The organism is Variovorax sp. V15 (assembly GCF_041154425.1).
GTDB classification, from domain to species: Bacteria; Pseudomonadota; Gammaproteobacteria; order Burkholderiales; family Burkholderiaceae_C; genus Variovorax; species Variovorax guangxiensis.
The window spans coordinates 3,619,588-3,639,406 of the sequence record NZ_AP028659.1 but is presented as its reverse complement, the minus strand read 5'-3'; the positions used below and the strand labels follow the sequence as shown (position 1 = coordinate 3,639,406).

Here is a 19,819-nt window from a genome sequence, read left to right as displayed (position 1 = left end):
GCATGCGCCGCGAAGTCGTGATCCGCACATCGATGCGTCGATCACGGCTTCGTGAATGCATTCAAACAGACACTTCAGGGAGGAACCGCATGCTCGTTGAGATTGACGAACATGGAATGATCAGCCACGCGCGAGTGAGACATGCTCGCAGTCCACAGATCGAACGAGGGAAGAGGGCCGGGGCGATCACCGGCATCGTCGTGCACCAGACGGACGCCGATACTTCGGCGTCTTCGTTGAACAGCTACAAGCGGCCGAAGGCGAACGGGGCGCACTTTCTCATCGACAAGGATGGGACGATTTATCAGACGGCGGCCATTTATCAGCGGACGAATCATGTGGGGCCGTTGAAAGCGCGTTGCCTGATCGCGGGGAAATGCAGCCCGGGCGATTTCAAGAGCGTAGGAGCCGAGGGAATGCATCGCATCGAGATGCGCAAGCCACCAGGTGAACGCTATCCGAGCAACATGGAGGCAATCGGAATCGAGATAGTCGGTAGAGCCAGGTTGCCTGCGGGGTTCAAACCAGCTGGCAAGCAGATCGAATGGTCGCTCGAGAAAATTCGAGGCGAACACGGCATCTTCGATGAGCCTACCGCAGCCCAGAATCAAGCGCTCTCCTGGCTCGTCAGCGTGCTCGCGGAGTCGATAAAGATCGGATCGACCGAAGTATTTCGTCATCCGGTGGTCAGCAGAAAGAACATCACGGAGGCACAAGGCGCGAACTGGAGTCCGGCCGTAACGACACCATGAACAACATCAGCATTCTCAAAATCGCAGCCGCGCTTATCGCAATGGCTGCGGCGCTCCTGGCGCAAGCGGCGGACAAGCGATATCCGATCGATTACGTGCGGAAGGTGAAAGTCACCGAGCCATCAAAGCGAAACATTGCCTGGGAGAACAAGGATTTCTTGAACTGCGATGACGTTGTATTGACGCAGGAGGACGTCCTTTACGCCTTGCGGCATATGCGGAGAGTCTCGTGGAAAGGCTATGACCCGGAAAAGGTGGACGCCACCGGATGCGAAGGGGAGGCACTCGTGACGTTCAAGAACGGGCAAGTACTCGCCATGGGCATCGAGCCCACGGGACGGATCGGTACTGCGGAGTACGACGCGCAGATGAAGATCGTTTCGGGCTCCACGAGCTTCTATGAGTGTGTTCCATGCCGAGACCGCAAGATGGCTCTCCTGAAAGATGCGCTGTACCGCGCAGATGAGCGAAGGCTGAAGAAGCTGGTCGTAGAAGGCCAGCTCTCCGCCAGCGAAGCGCAGACCCGGCTGAAGAGGGCTCGAGATTCGCGCGACAAGCCCTGAGTGAGGTATCGATCGATCCGAAAACCCGCCACGGCGGGTTTTCTTTTGCCAACCCTTCATCGACGCCCCTCTTAGTTGCCCTGTGCATTAGAAATTGCAAACACCTTCCTTCCACCCCCAACAGGCGCCTCGCAGAATCTTCCGGATCCCCCGAAAAAAGGACCTCCGATGAGCGCCATTCCTTCTTCCACAACCCCCGCGCAAGCCGAGCATCACCACGAACTCGACGTCGTCCGCCAGGCCGGCCACATCGGCGCCGAGGTGCGCGGCGTGCGCCTTTCGGGCTTGCTCCAGCCCGAGGTGTTCGGCGCCATCAAGGCCGCGCTGCTGAAGCACAAGGTCCTCTTCTTCCGTGGCCAGCAGCATCTGGACGACGCGCAGCAGGAGGCCTTCGGACGCTTGTGGGGCGAACTGGTGCCGCATCCCACCGTGCCTTCCCGGGACGGCACGCGGCTGCTGGAGCTCGACTCGCGCCACGGCGGCCGCGCCAATTCGTGGCACACCGACGTGACCTTCGAGGTCGCCTATCCGCAGGTGTCGATCCTGCGAGCGGTGGTGATCCCGGCCTATGGCGGCGACACGGTCTGGGCCAACACGGTGGCGGCCTACGAGAGCCTGCCCGACGATGTGAAGGCGCTGGCCGACCGGCTGCGCGCCATCCACGGCAACGACTACGACTACGCCGCCACGCGCTCACCGGCCGATCTGGACGAGGAGGGCACGAAGCGCTACCGCGATGTCTTCACTCGCCGCCTGCTCGAGGCCGAGCATCCGGTTGTGCGCGTGCACCCCGAGACCGGCGAACGCAGCCTCGTGCTCGGCCACTTCGTGAAGCGGCTGGCCGGGCATTCCACGCACGATTCCGGCCATCTGCTGAACGTGCTCCAGAGCCATGTGCACCGGCTGGAGAACACGGTGCGCTGGCGCTGGACCCAGGGCGACGTCGCCATCTGGGACAACCGTGCCACGCAGCACTACGCGATCAACGACTACGGCGACCAGCACCGCGTGGTGCGCCGCGTGACCATCGCGGGCGACGTGCCGTATGGCGTGGACGGTGCGAAGAGCGTGGACCTGACGGCCCCGGCCGTGCGTGCGGCCGAAGCTGCACGAGCCGTCGCCTGATCGCGCCTGAATCGATCCTTTACAACGGCTGGTTGTTAGAAATCGACTTTTCGGTTGTTTGAGCTTCGGCGCCCGGCTCCTACAGTGGTGGTTATCGCCACCAAGGCGTATCCAACGCACAACAGGAGCCTCACAGCATGTCAGCGGAAGTTGAAGAAGAAGTCATCGCCTTGCCCGAAGTACTCGAACAGGCGCGCGCCAGGGCCGCCGGCAGCAATCTGCCCTATGCGGGCGGCGTCGCGCCGCAGAAAGCCTGGGAACTGGTACAGAACGGCCAGGCCGTACTGGTCGACGTGCGCTCCGGCGAGGAGCGCAAGTTCGTCGGCCACGTGCCCGGCAGCCAGCACGTGGCCTGGGCCACGGGCACGGCGCTCACGCGCAATCCGCGCTTCGTGCGCGAGCTCGAAGCCAGGCTCGCGAAGGACGGCGGCAAGGAAGCCGTCGTGCTGCTGCTGTGCCGCAGCGGCAAGCGTTCCGCGCTGGCGGCCGAGGCTGCGGCAAAGGCCGGCTTCACGAACGTCTTCAACGTGCTCGAAGGCTTCGAGGGCGAGATCGATGCGCAGCAGCACCGCGGCGGCTCCGACGGCTGGCGCTTCCACAAGCTGCCCTGGGTGCAGGACTGAGACCGCACCCGAACACTACTTCTCCGGGAGGAACTACAGATGGCCCATTTCGAGGTGAGCGACATCGTGCGCGCACTGCATGGCGTGCGCGACGAGTGGCGCGATTCGCAGCGGCGCTCGCGCGAGCCCGGCGCGCGCGAGTTTCCGTCGCGCGATGCGCTCGCGCAGATCGTCGAGTCGCTCAAGGGCGCACTCTTTCCGATGCGGCTCGGCCCGCCGGACCTGCGCCACGAGAGCGAGGACTTCTACGTCGGCCACACACTCGACTCGGCCCTGCAGGCGCTGCTGGTTCAGGCGCGGCTGGAGCTGAACTTCAATGCGCGCCACGAGCCGCGCCCTGCCAGCGAAATCGACGATATCGCCACCGAGGCCGTGCGCCGCTTCGCGAATGCGCTGCCGGGTCTGCGCAGCCTGCTCGACAGCGACGTGCTCGCCGCCTACCAGGGCGATCCGGCCGCGCGCAGCGTCGACGAGGTGCTCCTGTGCTATCCCGGCGTGCTCGCGATGATCCACCACCGCCTCGCGCATGAGCTCTACAAGCTCGGGCTGCCGCTGCTGGCGCGCATCGTGGCCGAGCTGGCGCATGCGCAGACGGGCATCGATATTCATCCGGGCGCGAAGATCGACGCGGGCTTCTTCATCGACCACGGCACGGGCGTCGTGATCGGCGAGACGGCCGTCATCGGCAAGCGCGTGCGGCTCTACCAGGCCGTCACGCTGGGTGCCAAGCGCTTCCCGACAGATACCGAGGGCAACCTGCAGAAGGGCCTGCCGCGCCATCCGGTGGTGGAGGACGACGTGGTCATCTACGCCGGCGCGACCATCCTCGGGCGCGTGACGCTCGGCAAGGGCGCCGTCATCGGCGGCAACGTGTGGATCACCGACGACGTGCCGCCGGGCGCGAGCGTCACGCAGGCCAGCCTGCAGAACGCACCGAAGGCAGGTGGCGTATGAAGGCGTTCGTCGAAGACTTCGGCGTGACCATCCGTCAGCTGCGCGAGGACAGGGGCTGGTCGCAGGAGGAACTGGCTGAGCGTTCCGATCTGAACCGCTCCTACGTTGGGGAGATCGAGCGCGGCCGCGTCATTCCATCGATCGTCACCGCGCAGAAGCTGGCTACCGCGCTGGGTATCAACATGGTCGGCCTGCTCATGCGCTGCGAGCAGTTGGAGCAGTCGCGTCTCGCGCGAAGGATCAACTTGGCGGCTATAGCCTGTTGAGGGAAAACCCGTGGCCGCCGGACACTGGCGGCCACTTTTTTCTCAACCACGAAAGCCTGATCCATGAGCGCAACAGTTGGTGGTACCACCGCCCTTGGCGACAACGCCGCAAGACAGCTGGCCAATGCCACCAAGACAGTCCCCCAACTCGAGACCATCAGCCCGCGCTGGCTGACGCACCTGCTGCAGTGGGTTCCGGTGGAGGCGGGCATCTACCGCGTCAACAAGGTCAAGAACCCGGAGGCCATCAAGGTCACCTGCACGTCGCGCGAAGAAGAGAACCAGCTGCCGCGCACCTTCGTCGACTACGAGGAGAACCCGCGCGAGCACTACCTGAACGCCGTGAGCACCGTGCTCGACGTGCACACCCGCATCTCCGACCTCTACAGCAGCCCGCACGACCAGATCAAGGAGCAGCTGCGCCTGACGATCGAGACGATCAAGGAGAACCAGGAGAGCGAGCTCATCAACAACCCCGACTACGGGCTGCTGGCGCAGGTGAGCGAAGAGCAGCGCATCTTCCCGCTGACCGGCGCGCCCACGCCCGACGACCTCGACGAGCTGCTGGCCAAGGTGTGGAAGGAGCCGGCCTTCTTCCTCACGCACCCGCTGGCCATTGCCGCCTTCGGCCGCGAAGCCACGCGCCGCGGCACGCCGCCGCCCACGGTAAGCCTCTTCGGCTCGCAGTTCATCACCTGGCGCGGCATTCCGCTGATCCCGTCGAACAAGGTGCCGGTGGCCGATGGCAAGAGCAAGATCCTGCTGCTGCGCGTGGGTGACAAGCGCCAGGGCGTGGTGGGCCTCTTCCAGCCGGGTCTGTCGGGCGAGCAGGGCCCGGGGCTGTCGGTGCGCTTCATGGGCATCAACAACCATGCGATCGCGTCGTACCTGATCTCGCTGTACTGCTCGCTCGCGGTGCTGACCACCGACGCACTGGCGGTGCTCGACGATGTCGAGATCGGCAAGTACCACGACTACGCCGACACCTACAAGTAAGCCGCTGTGAGCAGCACTCCATCGATCCCGGGCGAGGCGCCGTTCGACCCGGCGGTTCTCGCGCGCATGGCCAGCGCCATGTTTTCCGCACTGCCGGGCACGCCGCCCGACTCGGTGCCCGGCGTGGCGAACGGGCTGGTGCCGGGAGCGCAGTTTCCGACCAACGTCGCGCCCGCGGGTTCGCCGCTGGCGAGCCCTGCCGGCTTCGGGCCCAGCGTGCCGGGTACGCCCTTCCCACAAGGGCAGATTCCGGGCGCCAACCTGGTGCCGGCATCGCCGACGCAGGTGCCTTCGCTCGCGAACCGCGCGCCGGCGCTGGTGCCGCACGCGGTGGCGGGCAACGGCGTGCCGGACAGCGTGCTCTCGGTGGCGCCGGCCTTCGAGCCGCGCTCGGGTGGCACGGTGCAGGGCGTGCCACAGCTGAATGGGGCAGTGGCACCGCAAGCCGCGGCTTCGTCGTTCTACTTTCTGGACAACGGCTACGGGCATCCGTCGGCCGGCGCGACTCCCGTGGTCTCGCCCCCTCTCCCGCTTGCGGGTGAGGACTGGAGTGAGGGCCAGCGGACGACGCAAGGTGCGGGGCTGCCCCTCACCCCAACCCTCTCCCCAGAGGGGGGAGGGAGTGAACCCCAGTTCTACTTCGTCGACGCGGTGCGCCTGCCCAGCGGCTTCGTCACGCCCGCCAAGCCCGATCCGCGCGGGCCCGGCGCCGTGCCGCTGGCCGGCAGCGGCCAGCATCCTCCCTTCGACATCCACGCCGTGCGGCGCGACTTCCCGATACTGCAGGAGCGGGTGAACGGCAAGCAGCTGGTGTGGTTCGACAACGCGGCCACCACGCACAAGCCTCAGTCGGTCATCGACCGCATCTCGTATTTCTACGAGCACGAGAACTCCAACATCCACCGAGCGGCGCACGAGCTGGCCGCGCGCGCGACCGACGCCTACGAAGGCGCCCGCGAGCGCGTGCGCAGGTTCATCAATGCGCCCGAGGTCGAAGAGGTGATCTTCGTGCGCGGCACCACCGAGGCCATCAACCTCGTGGCCAAGAGCTGGGGCGGGCAGCACGTGGGCGAGGGCGACGAGATCGTCGTGTCGAACCTCGAGCACCACGCCAACATCGTGCCGTGGCAGCAGCTTGCCGCCGCCAAGGGCGCGAAGCTGCGCGTGATTCCGGTGGACGAATCGGGCCAGGTGCTGCTCGACGAATACCGCAAGCTGCTGAACGACCGCACGAAGATCGTCGCCGTCACGCAGGTCTCCAACGCGCTGGGCACGGTGGTGCCGGTGAAGGAGATCGTCGAGCTGGCGCACCGCGCTGGCGCGAAGGCGCTGGTGGACGGCGCGCAGTCGGTCTCGCACATGCGCGTGGACGTGCAGGACATCGGCGCCGACTTCTTCGTCTTCTCCGGCCACAAGGTGTTCGGCCCGACCGGCATCGGCGTGGTGTGGGGCAGGCGCGAGGTGCTCGAAGACATGCCCCCGTGGCAGGGCGGCGGCAACATGATTGCCGACGTGACCTTCGAGAAGACGGTGTTCCAGCCGATCCCGAACAAGTTCGAGGCCGGCACCGGCAACATCGCCGACGCCGTGGGGCTGGGCGCCGCCATCGACTACGTCAACAAGATCGGCATCGAGAACATCGCGCGCTACGAGCATGACCTGCTGGTGTACGGCATGGCGCAGCTCGGCGCGATTCCAGGCGTGCGGCTGATCGGCACGGCAGCCGACAAGGCCAGCGTGATGTCCTTCGTGCTCGACGGCTACACCACCGAGGAGGTGGGGCAGGCGCTGAACGAGGAGGGCATCGCGGTGCGCACCGGCCACCATTGCGCGCAGCCCATCCTGCGCCGCTTCGGCGTGGAGACGACGGTGCGGCCCTCGCTGGCCTTCTACAACACCTTCGACGAGATCGACCGGCTGGTGGCGGTGGTGCGGCGGCTCGCGTCGCAGCGGCGCGCGGGCTGATGCCTGGTCAGTGAAGGTCAGTGCGTTGGCCCGAGGTGGCGGCTGAAGAAGGCCGCTACCTCGGCGTTGAATGCCTTGTGGAAGGCGATTCGGTCGAAGCCGGGCGCGTCGCGGCAGATCTCGATCCTGGCGTCGAGCTGTGCTTGCGAGCACGGTGCGAGAAAACCGAAGTGTTCGGCCTTGTCGGCCACATGCCATTCGGGCGCCACAGGCAGGTTGCCGCGAACGGCTGCCACGCTCTCGGGCGTGACGCCGTCGCCGCCGTAGGTCGACGCCCAGAGCTCGATCGGGATCTTCATGTTCTTCAGGCCCCGGGCGTCGAAGAGCATGCCGAGCGGGTCGGCGATCACGGCCGCCTTGATGCGGGTGTCGTGCGTCAGTGGCGTGGCCAGCAGTTCCTGGAAGCCCTGCTTCACCCATTCGCACGCCTTGCCTTCGGGCTGCGTTGCGCACGGGGATGAGGGCAGCGGCGACAGCCGCTCGAAGTCCGGGCGCGCTCCCGCGAGCACGAGGCCCGTGTAGCCGCCCCTCGAAAAACCGTAGAAGCCGATCCGGTCGGCCGCGATCCTGCCGTGCGCGGGCCACTTCTGGAGCATGTGGTCGATCAGCCGCTTGATGTCGGTGGTTCGCGTCGCCAGCGCGACGATCCTGTCGTCCGGGCCGCCGCGGAGCTGGAAGTTGTCTTGCGAATGGCTGATGGCCGCGACGATGAAGCCCGCGTCGGCGAGCGCCTGCGCCGTGTCGTGATGGCCGAGGAAGGAGCCGCCGTAGCCGTGCGAGATCACGATGAGCGGCAGCCGGGCGTTGCCCGGCGGGAGCGGGCAGTCCCGCACGCCCTGGATCGTGTTGCGGCCCAGCTTGATCTCGCCCGCGGGTGCGGCGCACGGTGTCCATACGGCGCCCTGCATCGCCGGGCCTTCGCGGTCGGCAGGTATATCGATGGTGCTGAAGCCGGCGGCATGGGTGAACACCGCCGACAGGCATGCGGCGGCGAGGCAGAAGGGGCGCAGAAGATGGAGGAGGCGCATTGCCCCAGTGTGCGGCGCCAGCCGGTGGGCTGCTTAGCAGGCTTTGCGGTCTTCGCAGGCCGCCGCGCTATGCTTGCGATTGTTAACAACGTTGCCTGCCTTCGCATGTCCCTGTCCCAAGCTTCTTCTCCCGCGCCCCGGGCCGCCGACGAATCCTGCGACGTGCTGGTCGTCGGCGGCGGTCCCGCCGGATCGACCATCGCCACGCTGCTGGCACGGCAGGGCCGCAAGGTGGTGCTGCTGGAGAAGGCGCACCACCCGCGCTTCCACATCGGCGAATCGCTGCTGCCCGCGAACGTGGAGCTGTTCGACAAGCTCGGCGTGCGCGACCAGGTCGAGAAGATCGGCATGCCGAAGTTCGGCATCGAGTTCGTCTCGCCCGAGCACGAGCACCGCAGCTATGTGGAATTCGGCGAGGGCCTGGACAAGTCGCTCGACTCGGCCTGGCAGGTGCGCCGCTCGGAGCTGGACGAGCTTCTGTTCCGCAACGCCGCCACCTGCGGCGCGCAGGCCATCGAAGGCTGCAAGGTGCGCGACGTGGCCTTCGACGCCGAGGGCGCGACGGTCCAGGCCGAGATGGACGACGGCGCGCGCCGCAGCTGGCGCGCCCGCTTCGTGGTCGATGCCACCGGCCGCGACACGCTGCTGGCCAACAAATTCCGCTGCAAGCAGAAGAACCCCGACCACAACAGCACCGCGCTCTTCGGCCACTTCACCAACGCCGAGCGGCTGGAGGGCAAGAAGGAAGGCAACATCAGCATCTGCTGGTTCCCGCACGGCTGGTTCTGGTTCATTCCGCTGGCCGACGGCACCACCAGCGTGGGCGCGGTGTGCTGGCCGTACTACCTGAAGACGCGCGACAAGCCGCTCAAGGAGTTCTTCTACGACACCATCGCGACCTGTCCGGTGCTGGTGGACCGCCTGAAGAACGCCACGCTGGTCGACGACGCGGTGCATGCCACCGGCAACTTCTCGTACTCCAGCACGCACGCCACGGGCGATCGCTACCTGATGCTGGGTGATGCCTTCACGTTCATCGACCCGATGTTCTCCTCGGGCGTATACCTCGCCATGCACAGCGCCTTCGACGGCGCTGAACTGGTGGCGACAGCGCTCGATAAGCCGGCCCAGCTGGCCGCGGTACGCAAGGGCTTCGAGGCCATGATGCGCAAGGGCCCGCGCGAGTACTCGTGGTTCATCTACCGCGTGACCAACCCGACCATCCGCGACATGTTCATGCATCCGGGCAACCCGTTCCGCGTGAAGGAAGGGCTGATGACGCTGCTGGCCGGCGACATCTACCGCGGCACGCCGATGCGCGGCCCGGTCGGCATGTTCAAGGTGCTGTACTACCTGATCTCCATCGGCAACATGCGCCGCACCTGGGAAGGCTGGAAGCGCCACCGCTTCAACATCCGCGACATGGGGATGCTGAAGGGCGAGACGATCCTCAAGTCGGACTGAGCGCCAGGGCCAGTGTCACCGCGTGGGCGGTGCCGGGTACGGGGCTGCTGAGCACGTCGATGCCCAGGTCGGCGAGCGTATCGGCCACGGGGGCCATCGAGGCCTGGGCCAGCACGACGACGTCGGCCTCGATTGCCGCCGCACGGATCGCGCCAGCCAGTGTCTCGATGTAGCGCGCGTGGGCTCCGGCTTCGAAATGCGGCCATGCGTCCTCGACGAACAGCAGGGCCGGCTGGACGGCGATTCCAGCGTTCTGTGCGGCGGAAAGAACGAGGGCCTTCGTAGGCGCCAGCGTGCTTTCGAGCGCTGCGGCGATCAGCACGCGAGGCCCGGTGCGAACGGCCTTGTCGGCCATGGCCCGGTCGATGCGCAGGGCTCTGAATGCATCGCCGGAGGGCGTGCGTTCCGCGATGGCGCCGATGGTCGAGCAGGTGCACACCACGACCTTTGCGCCGCCCGCGGCGGCTTCGTGCATCGCCTCGTTAACGCGGGCGATGAGGTCGGCGTCGTCGACGCCGGTGACGCGCGCGTCAGCCAGCAGCTCTCCGCGCACCACGTGCCGCACACGCAGCGCGGGCGCGTTCTCGCGCACCAGCCGCTCGAATGTCGGCACGTGGACCTGTGCCGTGTGCAGGAAGGCGAGCGCGTCTTTCATCGGATCCTCAAACAGCCGCGGCAGCCTCGCGTGCGCGTCGCGCCTCGTAGGCCTTGAGGTGCACGTAGGCGGTGCGCAGCACGGTGGGCACCGTGGCGTTGCCGCGCGCTGCGCGGCTCAGGAGGTCGCCGACGATGTGATCGGCTTCCACGGCCGCGCCGCGCGCCATGTCCTTGTACATCGAGGCCGTCATCGGCGAGCCGGCGGCCGTGATGATGGCGCGGCCGCGCTGCACGGCGGCGGGGCGCGGCGCGAAGCCGTTGTGGGCGGCGATGGCGCAGCACTCGTCGAAGATCGACAGCGCCACGTCCTGCCCGCCGGCGGCCACGATGTCGCCGATGGAAGCGTGCATCAGGCTGGTGAGGCCGGCGGCCGAGGCGATGAAGACCCACTTCTCCCACATGTCCTGCGAGATGTTCTCGCTGGCGGTGGCATCGAACTTCGCGCCGGCGAACTGCGCCGCGATGGCGTCGACCCGCGCCGAGCGGCCGCCCGCGCGTTCGCCGAAGCTCAGGCCGTGCATGTCGTTGAGATGCAGCACGCGGCCTTCGTCGTCGAGGGTGGCGGAGATCATGCACAGTCCGCCCAGCACGCGCTCGCTGCCGAATCGCTCGGCAAGCCTGTCGATGTGGCTCATGCCGTTGAGCAGCGGGAGGATCACGGTGTTCGGGCCCACGGCTGGCGCGAAGGAGTCCATGGTCGAGCCGAGGTCGTAGGCCTTGCTGCCGACCACGATCACGTCGTAGGTGCCGTCGATGCCATCGGCCAGCACATGCTTCGGAGATGGCAACTGCAGGTTGCCGAAGGGGCTCTGCACCACCAGCCCGGTCTTGGCGAGCTGGGCCGCGCGGCGCGGGCGCAGCAGGAAGGTGACGTCGCGTCCCGCCTCCAGCAGACGGCCGCCGAAATAACCACCGAGTGCGCCGGCACCCACCACCAGAAATCTCATCGCGTTTCGCTCCTGTATTCGACAGAGGAAAAAAGACCGGCCGCGATGATGCCCGGGATCGCCGCAGCCTGCTTCGAGCGGGCGCCTTCCCCGGCTGTCGGCGGCGGGCAAATGGCAAGAGGTGGAACACGCGCGGGCGGTCCGGCACATGATGCGCGATGGCATCGCCCGGCAGGCCTGGGCGCAGGGCAGGTTCGACATGCCCCGAGCGCATCGATCGCGAGGCAGCGATCGGGTGCCACGGTGTAAATGCATGAACTTTTCCGGATAAGGTCTTGGGCGCTTCGCATAATCGCGTTCGTCATTTCCGACCCCCTCATCAAAGGAGCTTCACCCATGGCACAGACCCGCATCGCCGTCATCGTCGGCAGCCTGCGCAAGGATTCGTTCAACCACAAGCTGGCCCTCGCGCTGGCGCAGCTCGCGCCCTCGGACTTCACCTTCGAAAGCCTGCGCATCGACGACCTGCCGCTGTACAACCAGGACGACGACGCCAACCAGGCTCCTTCGGTGAAGCGCCTGAAGACCGAGATCGCGGCGGCCGACGGCCTGCTGTTCGTCACGCCCGAGTACAACCGCTCCATTCCCGGCGTGCTGAAGAACGCCATCGACCACGCCTCGCGCCCCTACGGCCAGAGCGCCTGGGCGGGCAAGCCGGCCGGGGTGGTCGGCATCTCGGTCGGCGCCATCGGCACCGCGCTGGCGCAGCAGCATCTGCGCAACATCCTGGCCTACCTCGACGTGCCCACGCTTGGCGCCCCCGAAGTGTTCCTGCAGGCCAAGGACGACCTGTTCGACGACAAGGGCCACATCGGCAACGAGGGCTCGAAGAAGTTCCTGCAGGGCTGGATGGACAAGTACGTGGCCTGGGTGAAGAGCCACTCGGCCTGAGATTCCCCGCAGGCCGGAACGAAAAAACCGCCCATCGGGCGGTTTTTTCATGGTGCGAGGCTGAACGTGCTCAGGCAGCCTGCGCGACGCTCTTCTGGTTCGCGGCTTCTGCCGTCGCCACCAGGATGTCGGCGCGGGCAGCCGCCAGGGCGCTGTTGCGGGCTTCGTCGCCCATCGCCACGCCCTCGGCGCGCACGATGCGCACGTCGGTGATGCCGAAGAACCCGAAGACTGCCTTGAGGTAGCTCTCCTGGTGTTCCATGGCCTGGCCGCCTTCGCTGGTCGAGTAGACGCCGCCGCGGCTGGAGGCCACGATGATGGTCTTGCCGCCGGCCAGGCCCACGGGGCCCTTGTCGGTGTACTTGAAGGTGCGGCCGACCTGACCGAGGCGGTCGATCCACGCCTTGAGCTGCGTCGGGATCGAGAAGTTGTAGAACGGCGTGCCGATGACGACCACGTCCGAAGCCAGGAACTGGCTCACAAGCTTTTCGGACAGGGCGTTTTCACGCGCCTGGGCTTCGGTGGGCTGGGCCTGCACGCCGACCTTGATGCCCAGCGCGTCGGCGCTGAAGTGCGGGGGTGCGTTGACGGCCAGGTCGAGGTACTCCACGGTGGTGTCGGGGTGGGCGGCGCGCCATGCGGTCACGATCTCGGCCGAAAGCAGGCGCGAGGTCGAGTTGGTGCCGAGGATGCTGGAGTCGATGTGGAGCAGCTTCATTTCAATCGATCACTTTCTGTGTTGGCTGTCGGCACTCAAAATCGGCCGGCAATGGCGTAATTCTATTTTTGGGTCGAGTTGCCGATAAGTAGCCAAAAATTGCATAGATCGTCCTGATTGCAGGACAATGGCCGCCATGCAGGACCTCAACGACATGGTTTTCTTCGCCGAAGTGGCCGAGCGCGGCGGCTTCGCGGCCGCCAGCCGGGCCTTGGGCATTCCCAAGTCGCGGCTCTCGCGGCGGGTGGCGGAGCTGGAAGAGCGCCTCGGCGTGCAGCTGATGCAGCGCAGCACCCGGCGGCTGTCGCTCACGCCGGCCGGCGAGATCTACCTGCGGCACGCTTCCGCGATGCGCGACGCGGCGCAGGCGGCGGCCGAGGCGGTGGCGCAGGTGCAGACCGAGCCCAGCGGACTGGTGCGGCTGAGTTGCCCGGTCACCATCGCGCACAGCGGGCTGGCGCAGCTGATGCCGGTGTTCATGGAGCGCTACCCCGCGGTGCGCATCGACATGAAGGTGATCAACCGGCCGGTGGACCTGATCGAGGAGGGTATCGACATCGCGCTGCGCGTGCGGCCGGCCATCGAGGACAGCACGGTGCTGGTGGCCAAGACCTTCGGCTACAGCCGGGGCGTGCTGGTGGCGAGCCCGGGGCTGCTGGCGCGACACGGGCCGGTGCAGACGGTGGCCGACCTGGGGAAGCTGCCCACGGCGGCCATGTCGGTCAACGGGGAAGGGCGCAGCGACTGGCGGCTGGAAGGCCCGAACGGCGAGAGCCTCGTCCATTCGCACACGCCGCTGTACGTAGCGGACGACCTCGCCACGCTGCAGTTCGGCGCGCTGGGCGGCATCGGCGCGACCATGCTGCCCGACTACATGTGCCGTGCCGACGTGGAAGCCGGCCGTCTGGTACGGCTGCTGCCGGGCTGGGGGCCGCCGCCGGTGGTGGCGCACATGGTGTTTCCGGCGCGGCGGGCGCTGGTGCCGGCGGTGCGCAAGCTGATCGATTTCCTGATGGAACACCTGCAGAGCGCAGACATGCGGATGTTCTAGCGCCCGGCCGATTTGGGGCCGGGTTGCCCTCGTTATGCGGAAAACGTCATATCCAAACAAGCAGATATTCGTTTGGCATTGAAGCAAGGGTTCGCACAATCCGGGACTCCCATCCCCATCCAGGAGCGATCATGGCTACTCTGCGTCTAGGCGACACCGCCCCCAATTTCACCCAGGATTCCAGCGAAGGCCCCATCGACTTCTACCAGTGGGCCGGCGATTCGTGGGTCGTGTTCTTCTCGCACCCCGCCGACTTCACGCCCGTGTGCACCACCGAACTCGGCAAGACCGCGGCGCTGTCGGGCGAATTCGCCAAGCGCGGCGTGAAGCCCATCGCGCTGAGCGTGGACCCGGCCACCAGGCACAAGGAGTGGATCGGGGACATCAACGACACGCAGAACACCACGGTCAACTTCCCCATCATCGCGGACGCAGACCGCAAGGTGGCCGACCTGTACGACCTGATCCACCCGAACGCCTCGGCCACGGCCACCGTTCGCAGCGTGTTCATCATCGACCCGAAGAAGATCGTCCGCACGACCATCACCTACCCGGCGTCCACCGGCCGCAACTTCGACGAGATCCTGCGCGTGATCGACTCACTGCAGCTCACCGACAGCCACAAGGTCGCCACGCCGGTGAACTGGAAGGACGGCGACGATGTGGTCATCATCCCGGCCATTCAAGACCCGGCCGAGCTGGCCGAGCGCTTCCCCAAGGGCTTCAAGGCCGTGCGCCCGTACCTGCGCATCACGCCGCAGCCGAACAAGTAAGCAAGCGGGCAGGGCGGCTCAGTCATGAACACGCGCGTTGTCATCGTGCCTGGGTGGCGCGACTCCGGGCCCGGCCACTGGCAGAGCCTGTGGCAGGAGCGCATTCCGGGCGCAGCGCGCGTGGTGCAGGACGACTGGGCCTCGCCCAAGCGCGAAGCCTGGGTGAGCACGCTGGCCAGGCTGGTGCTCGAGAGCGAAGGCCCGGTGGTGATCGCCGCGCACAGCCTGGGCTGCATCGCCACGGCGCACCTGCCGCCCGAGGCGGCTGCCCGCATCCGCGGCGCGCTACTGGTGGCGCCGGCCGACCCCGAGCGCCGCGCCGTGTTGTCCGATTTCGCACCCGTGCCTTATGCCGCGCTGCCGTACCGCAGCATCGTGGTGGCCAGCAGCAATGACCCGTACTGTCCGATCCGCCTGGCAGGCGCATATTCGCGCGCCTGGGGCAGCGAGTTCGTCCGGATGCAGAATGCGGGCCACATCAACATCGATTCGGGGCACGGGGACTGGCCGCTGGGCCTTGCCTTGCTCCAGTCGCTGACCGACGAGCCCGCCGCATGGTCGGCGGGCCGTGAATTTTCAGAGAACCTCGCAACCACATGACTTCCAGAATCAAGACCTTCGTCGCCGTGCTCGCGCTGGCGTCCTCCGCACTCGCCGGCAGCACCGCCTTCGCACAGGGCACGTCGCTGCTGAACGCCTCCTACGACGTGGCGCGCGAGTTCTACAAGGACTACAACGCGGCCTTCGTGGCGCACTACAAGAAGGCCACCGGCAAGGACGTGAAGATCGACCAGTCGCACGGCGGCTCCAGCGCGCAGGCCCGCGCGGTGGCCGACGGCCTCGACGCCGACGTGGTGACGATGAACACCTCCACCGACATCGACTTCCTCGCCAACGCCGGTGTGGTCGCGAAGGACTGGAACAAGAAATTCCCCGAGAACGCATCGCCGACCACGTCGACCATGCTGTTCCTGGTGCGCAACGGCAACCCCAAGGGCATCAAGGACTGGGACGACCTGGTCAAGCCCGGCGTGCAGGTCGTGATCGTCAACCCCAAGACCGGCGGCAACGGCCGCTACGCCTACCTGGCCGCCTGGGGCTACATCAAGAAGAAGGGCGGCACCGATGCCCAGGCCGCCGAGTTCGTCGGCAAGCTCTTCAAGAACGTGCCGGTGCTGGCACGCGGCGGCCGCGACGCGACCACCGCCTTCCTGCAGCGCAACATCGGCGACGCGCTGATCACCTTCGAGTCGGAAGTGGTCTCCATCGACCGCGAATTCGGCACCGGCAAGGTCGACTCGGTCTATCCGTCGATCAGCATCGTGGCCGAGAACCCGGTGGCCGTGGTCGAGCGCACCGTCAACAAGAAGGGCACCGGCGAGCTCGCCAAGGCGTATCTCGACTGGCTGTACTCCGAAGAGGCGCAGGAAATCGCCGCCAAGCATGCGCTGCGTCCGCGCTCGCAGACGGTGCTCAAGAAGTACGCCTCGACCTTCAAGCCGCTGCAGCTCTTCACGGTGCAGGAACTTTTCGGCAGCCTCGGTGAAGCGCAGAAGGTGCACTTCAACGACGGCGGCCAGTTCGACAAGCTGTACACCCCTGGCGGCAGGTAAATGAGCGGCGCTGTTACTTCGGCGCTCCCGTCTGCGGGAGCGCCTTTTTCTCGTGCCAACCGGGCAGGCGGCGCCAAGCGCGTGCTGCCCGGTTTCCACATCACGCTGGGCTTTTCGATTCTTTATCTGAGCCTGATCGTGCTGATCCCGCTGTCGGCGCTGGTCTTCAAGACCTTCACGCTGAGCTGGGAGCAGTTCTGGGTGGCCGTGACCGCGCCGCGCGTGATGGCTTCCTACCGGCTGACCTTCGGCGCATCGCTGCTGGCCGCCATCGTGAACGCTGTGTTCGGCCTGCTGGTGGCCTGGGTGCTGGTGCGCTACAAGTTTCCGGGCAAGCGCATCGTCGACGCGCTGGTCGATCTGCCTTTCGCGCTGCCCACGGCCGTGGCCGGCATTTCGCTGACCGCGCTGCTCGCGGGCAACGGCTGGATCGGCCAGCTGCTGGAGCCGCACGGCATCAAGCTGGCCTTCACGCCGGCGGGCGTGGTGATCGCGCTGATCTTCATCGGGCTGCCCTTCGTGGTGCGCACGGTGCAGCCGGTGCTGGAAGACGCCGAGAAGGAGCTGGAAGAAGCCGCCACCTCGCTGGGCGCGACGCGTCTGCAGACCTTCACCAAGGTGATCTTCCCGTCGATCGCGCCTGCGCTGCTGACGGGCTTCGCCATGGCCTTCGCCCGCGCCATCGGCGAGTACGGCTCGGTGATCTTCATCGCCGGCAACATGCCGATGATCTCGGAGATCACGCCGCTCATCATCATCGGCAAGCTGGAGCAGTACGACTACGCGGGTGCCACCGCGGTCGCGCTGGTGATGCTGGTCATTTCCTTCGTGCTGCTGCTGGTCATCAACGGCCTGCAGGCATGGCAGCGTCGCCGTTCGGGGAGTTGACATGAGTGCCCCTTCCAAAGTCGTTCGCCGCGCGCAGGCCGGCACTACCGAGGCCGCCTGGGTGCGCTGGCTGCTGATCGGCCTCGCGCTCGGGTTCATGTTCCTGTTCCTCGTGCTGCCGCTGGCCGCCGTGGCGACCGAAGCGCTGCGCAAGGGCGTCACGGCCTATCTCGAAGCGTTGAAGGAACCCGATGCCTGGAGCGCCATCCGCCTCACGCTGATCACGGCCGCCATCGCGGTGCCGATGAACCTGGTGTTCGGCGTGGCCGGCGCCTGGGCTATCGCCAAGTTCGAGTTCCGCGGCAAGGCGCTGCTGACCACGCTGGTCGACCTGCCGTTCGCGGTGTCGCCGGTGGTGGCGGGCCTGATCTACGTGCTGGTGTTCGGCGCACAGGGCTGGCTGGGCCCGTGGCTGGCCGAGCACGACATCAAGATCATCTTCGCGGTACCCGGCATCGTGCTGGCGACCGTGTTCGTGACCTTCCCGTTCATCGCGCGCGAGCTCGTGCCGCTGATGCAGGCGCAGGGCACCGACGAGGAGCAGGCCGCCATCGTGCTCGGCGCGACCGGCTGGCAGACCTTCTGGCGCGTGACGCTGCCCAATATCAAGTGGGGCCTGCTGTACGGCGTCATTTTGTGCAACGCGCGCGCCATGGGCGAGTTCGGCGCGGTGTCGGTGGTGTCTGGCCACATCCGCGGCCAGACCAACACCATGCCGCTGCACGTGGAAGTGCTCTACAACGAATACCAGTCGGTGGCCGCCTTCGCCGTGGCGTCGCTGCTGGCGATCCTGGCGCTGGTCACGCTGGTGATCAAGTCGGTGATCGAATGGCGCCACGAGCGCGAGATGAAGGCCATTGCCGAGCTGCCCCCGGAACGCCCCCCTGAAGCCACCGCGGCCTGAGAGAGTGAGAGAGAAGAAATCATGAGCATCGAAATCCGCAACATCAGCAAGCAGTTCGGCGACTTCCGCGCGCTGCGCGACGTGAGCCTCGACGTCGATTCGGGCGAACTGGTCGCGCTGCTCGGCCCCTCGGGCTGCGGCAAGACCACGCTGCTGCGCATCATCGCGGGGCTGGAGACGGCCGACACCGGCAGCATTCTTTTCTCGGGCGAGGACACCACCGACGTGCACGTGCGCGAGCGGCAGGTGGGCTTCGTGTTTCAGCATTACGCGCTGTTCCGCCACATGACGGTGTTCGAGAACGTGGCCTTCGGCCTGCGCGTGAAGCCGCGCAAGGAGCGCCCGAGCGACGCGCAGATCAGGCAGAAGGTGACCGACCTGCTCAAGCTGGTGCAGCTCGACTGGCTGGCCGACCGCTATCCCTCGCAGCTCTCCGGCGGCCAGCGCCAGCGCATCGCGCTGGCCCGCGCGCTGGCGGTGGAGCCCAAGGTGCTTCTGCTCGACGAACCCTTCGGCGCGCTCGACGCCAAGGTGCGCAAGGAACTGCGCCGCTGGCTGCGCCGGCTGCACGACGAGCTGCATGTCACCTCCATCTTCGTCACGCACGACCAGGAAGAGGCGCTCGAGGTAGCCGACCGCGTGGTGGTCATCAACAAGGGCCAGATCGAACAGGTCGGCTCGCCGCAGGAAGTGTGGGACCAGCCCGCCAGCCCCTTCGTCTACGGCTTCCTCGGCGACGTGAACCTGTTCCACGGCCGTGCCGACAACGGCGCGGTGCAGCTCGACGGCATGCGCCTCGAGTCTCCCGAACACAGCGGCGCGCGCGACGCCAAGGCGCGTGCTTATGTGCGCCCGCATGACATCGACGTGACACCCTACGTGAACGGCGCCTCGGGCATCGTCGCCACGCTGTCGCGCGCGATCGTCGTCGGACCCATTGCGCGGCTGGAACTTGAGCCCACGGAATCGAATCCAGATAATCCGGGCTCCGGAACCATCATCGAAGCGCAACTCCCTGCGCAACAGTTCCGCGATCTGGGCTTGAAGGAGGGCGACACCGTCGTCGCCAATCCGCGCAAGGCCAGAGTGTTCGTAGAAGAAGATTGGGTATCTCCTTGATCGATTGGTACTTCGGCGCGCCGCGCCGCGCGTTCGGGCTGATCTGCCTGGCCTGTGTCCTGATGCTGGCCTTCGGGCTCTACCTGCAGCACGTGGTCGGGCTCGAACCCTGTCCCATGTGCATCGTGCAGCGCTACGCGCTGGTGCTGGTGGCGCTGTTCACCGGACTGGCCGGCGTGTTCCGCAACGTGGGCCTGCGTGTGGTGAGCGGCGTGCTGGCGCTGCTGGCCGCTTTCGGCGGCGCCTACACGGCGGCCTCGCAGAGCTGGCTGCAGTGGTATCCGCCCGAAGTCGTCACCTGCGGGCGCGACCTCTACGGGATGATCGAGACCTTCCCGCTGAAGCGCGCTCTGCCGATGATCTTCCGCGGCGGCGGCGATTGCTCGAAGGTCGACTGGTCGCTCTTCGGCCTGACGCTGGCGAACTGGTCGTTCATCGCGTTCGTGGTTCTGTCGCTGATGCTGATCACGCTGCTGATTCGCTCGCGTCGCGCGCGCTGAGACGGTCGCGCAAAGAAAACGC

Annotated in this window: 22 protein-coding genes; 18 read left to right on the top strand and 4 right to left on the bottom strand. The window is 66.6% G+C overall.

Annotated features, from left to right (window positions below):
• Positions 1-89 precede the first annotated feature (89 nt).
• The 8 genes from ACAM57_RS17160 to ACAM57_RS17125 all read left to right on the top strand — a co-directional run bounded on the left by ACAM57_RS17160 (position 90) and on the right by ACAM57_RS17125 (position 7,244).
• The gene (locus tag ACAM57_RS17160; RefSeq protein WP_369658264.1) at positions 90-752 is read left to right on the top strand and encodes an N-acetylmuramoyl-L-alanine amidase; all 663 of its coding nucleotides are present in this window, start codon (positions 90-92) and stop codon (positions 750-752) included.
• A complete protein-coding gene (locus tag ACAM57_RS17155) occupies positions 749-1,315 on the top strand; it encodes a hypothetical protein (RefSeq protein WP_369658263.1) in 567 nt (188 codons plus the stop codon). Before ACAM57_RS17160 ends, ACAM57_RS17155 begins: the two co-directional genes overlap by 4 nt.
• A 168-nt stretch (positions 1,316-1,483) precedes the next feature.
• Positions 1,484-2,440, top strand: coding sequence for a TauD/TfdA dioxygenase family protein (locus ACAM57_RS17150; RefSeq protein WP_369658262.1), 957 nt, complete (start codon positions 1,484-1,486; stop codon positions 2,438-2,440).
• Positions 2,441-2,577: 137 nt separating this feature from the next.
• A complete protein-coding gene (locus ACAM57_RS17145) occupies positions 2,578-3,063 on the top strand; it encodes a rhodanese-like domain-containing protein (protein ID WP_369658261.1) in 486 nt (161 codons plus the stop codon).
• A 39-nt stretch (positions 3,064-3,102) separates the two neighbouring features.
• On the top strand, positions 3,103-4,017 hold the full coding sequence (gene epsC / locus ACAM57_RS17140) for a serine O-acetyltransferase EpsC (RefSeq protein WP_126019365.1): 915 nt from the start codon (positions 3,103-3,105) through the stop codon (positions 4,015-4,017).
• The gene (locus ACAM57_RS17135; RefSeq protein WP_125950756.1) at positions 4,014-4,283 is read left to right on the top strand and encodes a helix-turn-helix transcriptional regulator; all 270 of its coding nucleotides are present in this window, start codon (positions 4,014-4,016) and stop codon (positions 4,281-4,283) included. Before epsC ends, ACAM57_RS17135 begins: the two co-directional genes overlap by 4 nt.
• Before the next feature lie 63 nt (positions 4,284-4,346).
• Positions 4,347-5,279: a family 2A encapsulin nanocompartment shell protein gene (locus ACAM57_RS17130; protein WP_184638231.1), complete on the top strand. Its 933-nt coding sequence runs from the start codon at positions 4,347-4,349 to the stop codon at positions 5,277-5,279.
• A 6-nt stretch (positions 5,280-5,285) separates the two neighbouring features.
• Entirely contained in the window at positions 5,286-7,244 is a 1,959-nt protein-coding gene (locus tag ACAM57_RS17125; protein ID WP_369658260.1) for a family 2A encapsulin nanocompartment cargo protein cysteine desulfurase, read from the top strand.
• A gap of 17 nt (positions 7,245-7,261) precedes the next feature.
• On the opposite strand, the gene ACAM57_RS17120 is transcribed toward ACAM57_RS17125, so the two are convergent.
• Complete coding sequence (locus ACAM57_RS17120; protein WP_369658259.1) at positions 7,262-8,272, bottom strand: alpha/beta hydrolase family protein; 1,011 nt, start codon at positions 8,270-8,272, stop codon at positions 7,262-7,264.
• A gap of 105 nt (positions 8,273-8,377) precedes the next feature.
• On the opposite strand from ACAM57_RS17120, the gene ACAM57_RS17115 reads away from it, so the two are divergent.
• The gene (locus ACAM57_RS17115; protein WP_184638225.1) at positions 8,378-9,736 is read left to right on the top strand and encodes an NAD(P)/FAD-dependent oxidoreductase; all 1,359 of its coding nucleotides are present in this window, start codon (positions 8,378-8,380) and stop codon (positions 9,734-9,736) included.
• Here the strand turns inward: ACAM57_RS17115 and ACAM57_RS17110 are convergent.
• Positions 9,723-10,391 carry an Asp/Glu/hydantoin racemase gene (locus ACAM57_RS17110; RefSeq protein WP_369658258.1) on the bottom strand — a complete coding sequence of 223 codons (669 nt, stop codon included), beginning with the start codon at positions 10,389-10,391 and terminating at the stop codon, positions 9,723-9,725. The two genes, ACAM57_RS17115 and ACAM57_RS17110, sit on opposite strands and share 14 nt — an antisense overlap.
• A gap of 7 nt (positions 10,392-10,398) precedes the next feature.
• On the bottom strand, positions 10,399-11,340 hold the full coding sequence (gene panE, locus ACAM57_RS17105; RefSeq protein WP_369658257.1) for a 2-dehydropantoate 2-reductase: 942 nt from the start codon (positions 11,338-11,340) through the stop codon (positions 10,399-10,401).
• Positions 11,341-11,676: 336 nt separating this feature from the next.
• Here panE and ACAM57_RS17100 point away from each other — a divergent pair, with 336 nt between their 5' ends.
• The gene (locus tag ACAM57_RS17100) at positions 11,677-12,231 is read left to right on the top strand and encodes an NADPH-dependent FMN reductase (protein WP_184638219.1); all 555 of its coding nucleotides are present in this window, start codon (positions 11,677-11,679) and stop codon (positions 12,229-12,231) included.
• Between the two features lie 70 nt (positions 12,232-12,301).
• Here ACAM57_RS17100 and ACAM57_RS17095 read toward each other — a convergent pair whose 3' ends face one another.
• A complete protein-coding gene (locus ACAM57_RS17095; protein ID WP_369658256.1) occupies positions 12,302-12,949 on the bottom strand; it encodes an FMN-dependent NADH-azoreductase in 648 nt (215 codons plus the stop codon).
• A 136-nt stretch (positions 12,950-13,085) separates the two neighbouring features.
• Here ACAM57_RS17095 and ACAM57_RS17090 point away from each other — a divergent pair, with 136 nt between their 5' ends.
• The 8 genes from ACAM57_RS17090 (at position 13,086) to ACAM57_RS17055 (ending at position 19,797) form a co-directional block, all read left to right on the top strand.
• On the top strand, positions 13,086-14,000 hold the full coding sequence (locus tag ACAM57_RS17090) for a LysR family transcriptional regulator (RefSeq protein WP_126019381.1): 915 nt from the start codon (positions 13,086-13,088) through the stop codon (positions 13,998-14,000).
• 131 nt (positions 14,001-14,131) lie between these two features.
• Positions 14,132-14,773, top strand: coding sequence for a peroxiredoxin (locus ACAM57_RS17085; protein ID WP_126019383.1), 642 nt, complete (start codon positions 14,132-14,134; stop codon positions 14,771-14,773).
• Positions 14,774-14,797: 24 nt separating this feature from the next.
• Positions 14,798-15,373: an RBBP9/YdeN family alpha/beta hydrolase gene (locus ACAM57_RS17080; protein ID WP_369658255.1), complete on the top strand. Its 576-nt coding sequence runs from the start codon at positions 14,798-14,800 to the stop codon at positions 15,371-15,373.
• A complete protein-coding gene (locus ACAM57_RS17075; RefSeq protein ID WP_369658254.1) occupies positions 15,370-16,386 on the top strand; it encodes a sulfate ABC transporter substrate-binding protein in 1,017 nt (338 codons plus the stop codon). Before ACAM57_RS17080 ends, ACAM57_RS17075 begins: the two co-directional genes overlap by 4 nt.
• Positions 16,387-17,274, top strand: coding sequence for a sulfate ABC transporter permease subunit CysT (gene cysT / locus ACAM57_RS17070; RefSeq protein WP_184638211.1), 888 nt, complete (start codon positions 16,387-16,389; stop codon positions 17,272-17,274).
• 1 nt (position 17,275) lies between these two features.
• Positions 17,276-18,178: a sulfate ABC transporter permease subunit CysW gene (gene cysW, locus ACAM57_RS17065; protein WP_369658253.1), complete on the top strand. Its 903-nt coding sequence runs from the start codon at positions 17,276-17,278 to the stop codon at positions 18,176-18,178.
• A 21-nt stretch (positions 18,179-18,199) separates the two neighbouring features.
• On the top strand, positions 18,200-19,297 hold the full coding sequence (locus tag ACAM57_RS17060; protein ID WP_126019394.1) for a sulfate/molybdate ABC transporter ATP-binding protein: 1,098 nt from the start codon (positions 18,200-18,202) through the stop codon (positions 19,295-19,297).
• Positions 19,294-19,797, top strand: a complete 504-nt coding sequence (locus tag ACAM57_RS17055; protein ID WP_369658252.1) for a disulfide bond formation protein B — start codon at positions 19,294-19,296, stop codon at positions 19,795-19,797. The genes ACAM57_RS17060 and ACAM57_RS17055 overlap by 4 nt, the downstream gene beginning before the upstream one ends.
• Positions 19,798-19,819 lie beyond the last annotated feature (22 nt).

Bases quoted from the DNA above. Each gene is read 5' to 3' on its own strand.
- ACAM57_RS17160 (WP_369658264.1), top strand. From the start codon at position 90: ATGCTCGTTGAGATTGACGAACATGGAATGATCAGCCACGCGCGAGTG.
- ACAM57_RS17155 (WP_369658263.1), top strand. From the start codon at position 749: ATGAACAACATCAGCATTCTCAAAATCGCAGCCGCGCTTATCGCAATG.
- ACAM57_RS17150 (WP_369658262.1), top strand. From the start codon at position 1,484: ATGAGCGCCATTCCTTCTTCCACAACCCCCGCGCAAGCCGAGCATCAC.
- ACAM57_RS17145 (WP_369658261.1), top strand. From the start codon at position 2,578: ATGTCAGCGGAAGTTGAAGAAGAAGTCATCGCCTTGCCCGAAGTACTC.
- epsC (WP_126019365.1), top strand. From the start codon at position 3,103: ATGGCCCATTTCGAGGTGAGCGACATCGTGCGCGCACTGCATGGCGTG.
- ACAM57_RS17135 (WP_125950756.1), top strand. From the start codon at position 4,014: ATGAAGGCGTTCGTCGAAGACTTCGGCGTGACCATCCGTCAGCTGCGC.
- ACAM57_RS17130 (WP_184638231.1), top strand. From the start codon at position 4,347: ATGAGCGCAACAGTTGGTGGTACCACCGCCCTTGGCGACAACGCCGCA.
- ACAM57_RS17120 (WP_369658259.1), bottom strand. From the start codon at position 8,272: ATGCGCCTCCTCCATCTTCTGCGCCCCTTCTGCCTCGCCGCCGCATGC.
- ACAM57_RS17115 (WP_184638225.1), top strand. From the start codon at position 8,378: ATGTCCCTGTCCCAAGCTTCTTCTCCCGCGCCCCGGGCCGCCGACGAA.
- ACAM57_RS17110 (WP_369658258.1), bottom strand. From the start codon at position 10,391: ATGAAAGACGCGCTCGCCTTCCTGCACACGGCACAGGTCCACGTGCCG.
- panE (WP_369658257.1), bottom strand. From the start codon at position 11,340: ATGAGATTTCTGGTGGTGGGTGCCGGCGCACTCGGTGGTTATTTCGGC.
- ACAM57_RS17100 (WP_184638219.1), top strand. From the start codon at position 11,677: ATGGCACAGACCCGCATCGCCGTCATCGTCGGCAGCCTGCGCAAGGAT.
- ACAM57_RS17095 (WP_369658256.1), bottom strand. From the start codon at position 12,949: ATGAAGCTGCTCCACATCGACTCCAGCATCCTCGGCACCAACTCGACC.
- ACAM57_RS17090 (WP_126019381.1), top strand. From the start codon at position 13,086: ATGCAGGACCTCAACGACATGGTTTTCTTCGCCGAAGTGGCCGAGCGC.
- ACAM57_RS17085 (WP_126019383.1), top strand. From the start codon at position 14,132: ATGGCTACTCTGCGTCTAGGCGACACCGCCCCCAATTTCACCCAGGAT.
- ACAM57_RS17080 (WP_369658255.1), top strand. From the start codon at position 14,798: ATGAACACGCGCGTTGTCATCGTGCCTGGGTGGCGCGACTCCGGGCCC.
- ACAM57_RS17075 (WP_369658254.1), top strand. From the start codon at position 15,370: ATGACTTCCAGAATCAAGACCTTCGTCGCCGTGCTCGCGCTGGCGTCC.
- cysT (WP_184638211.1), top strand. From the start codon at position 16,387: ATGAGCGGCGCTGTTACTTCGGCGCTCCCGTCTGCGGGAGCGCCTTTT.
- cysW (WP_369658253.1), top strand. From the start codon at position 17,276: ATGAGTGCCCCTTCCAAAGTCGTTCGCCGCGCGCAGGCCGGCACTACC.
- ACAM57_RS17060 (WP_126019394.1), top strand. From the start codon at position 18,200: ATGAGCATCGAAATCCGCAACATCAGCAAGCAGTTCGGCGACTTCCGC.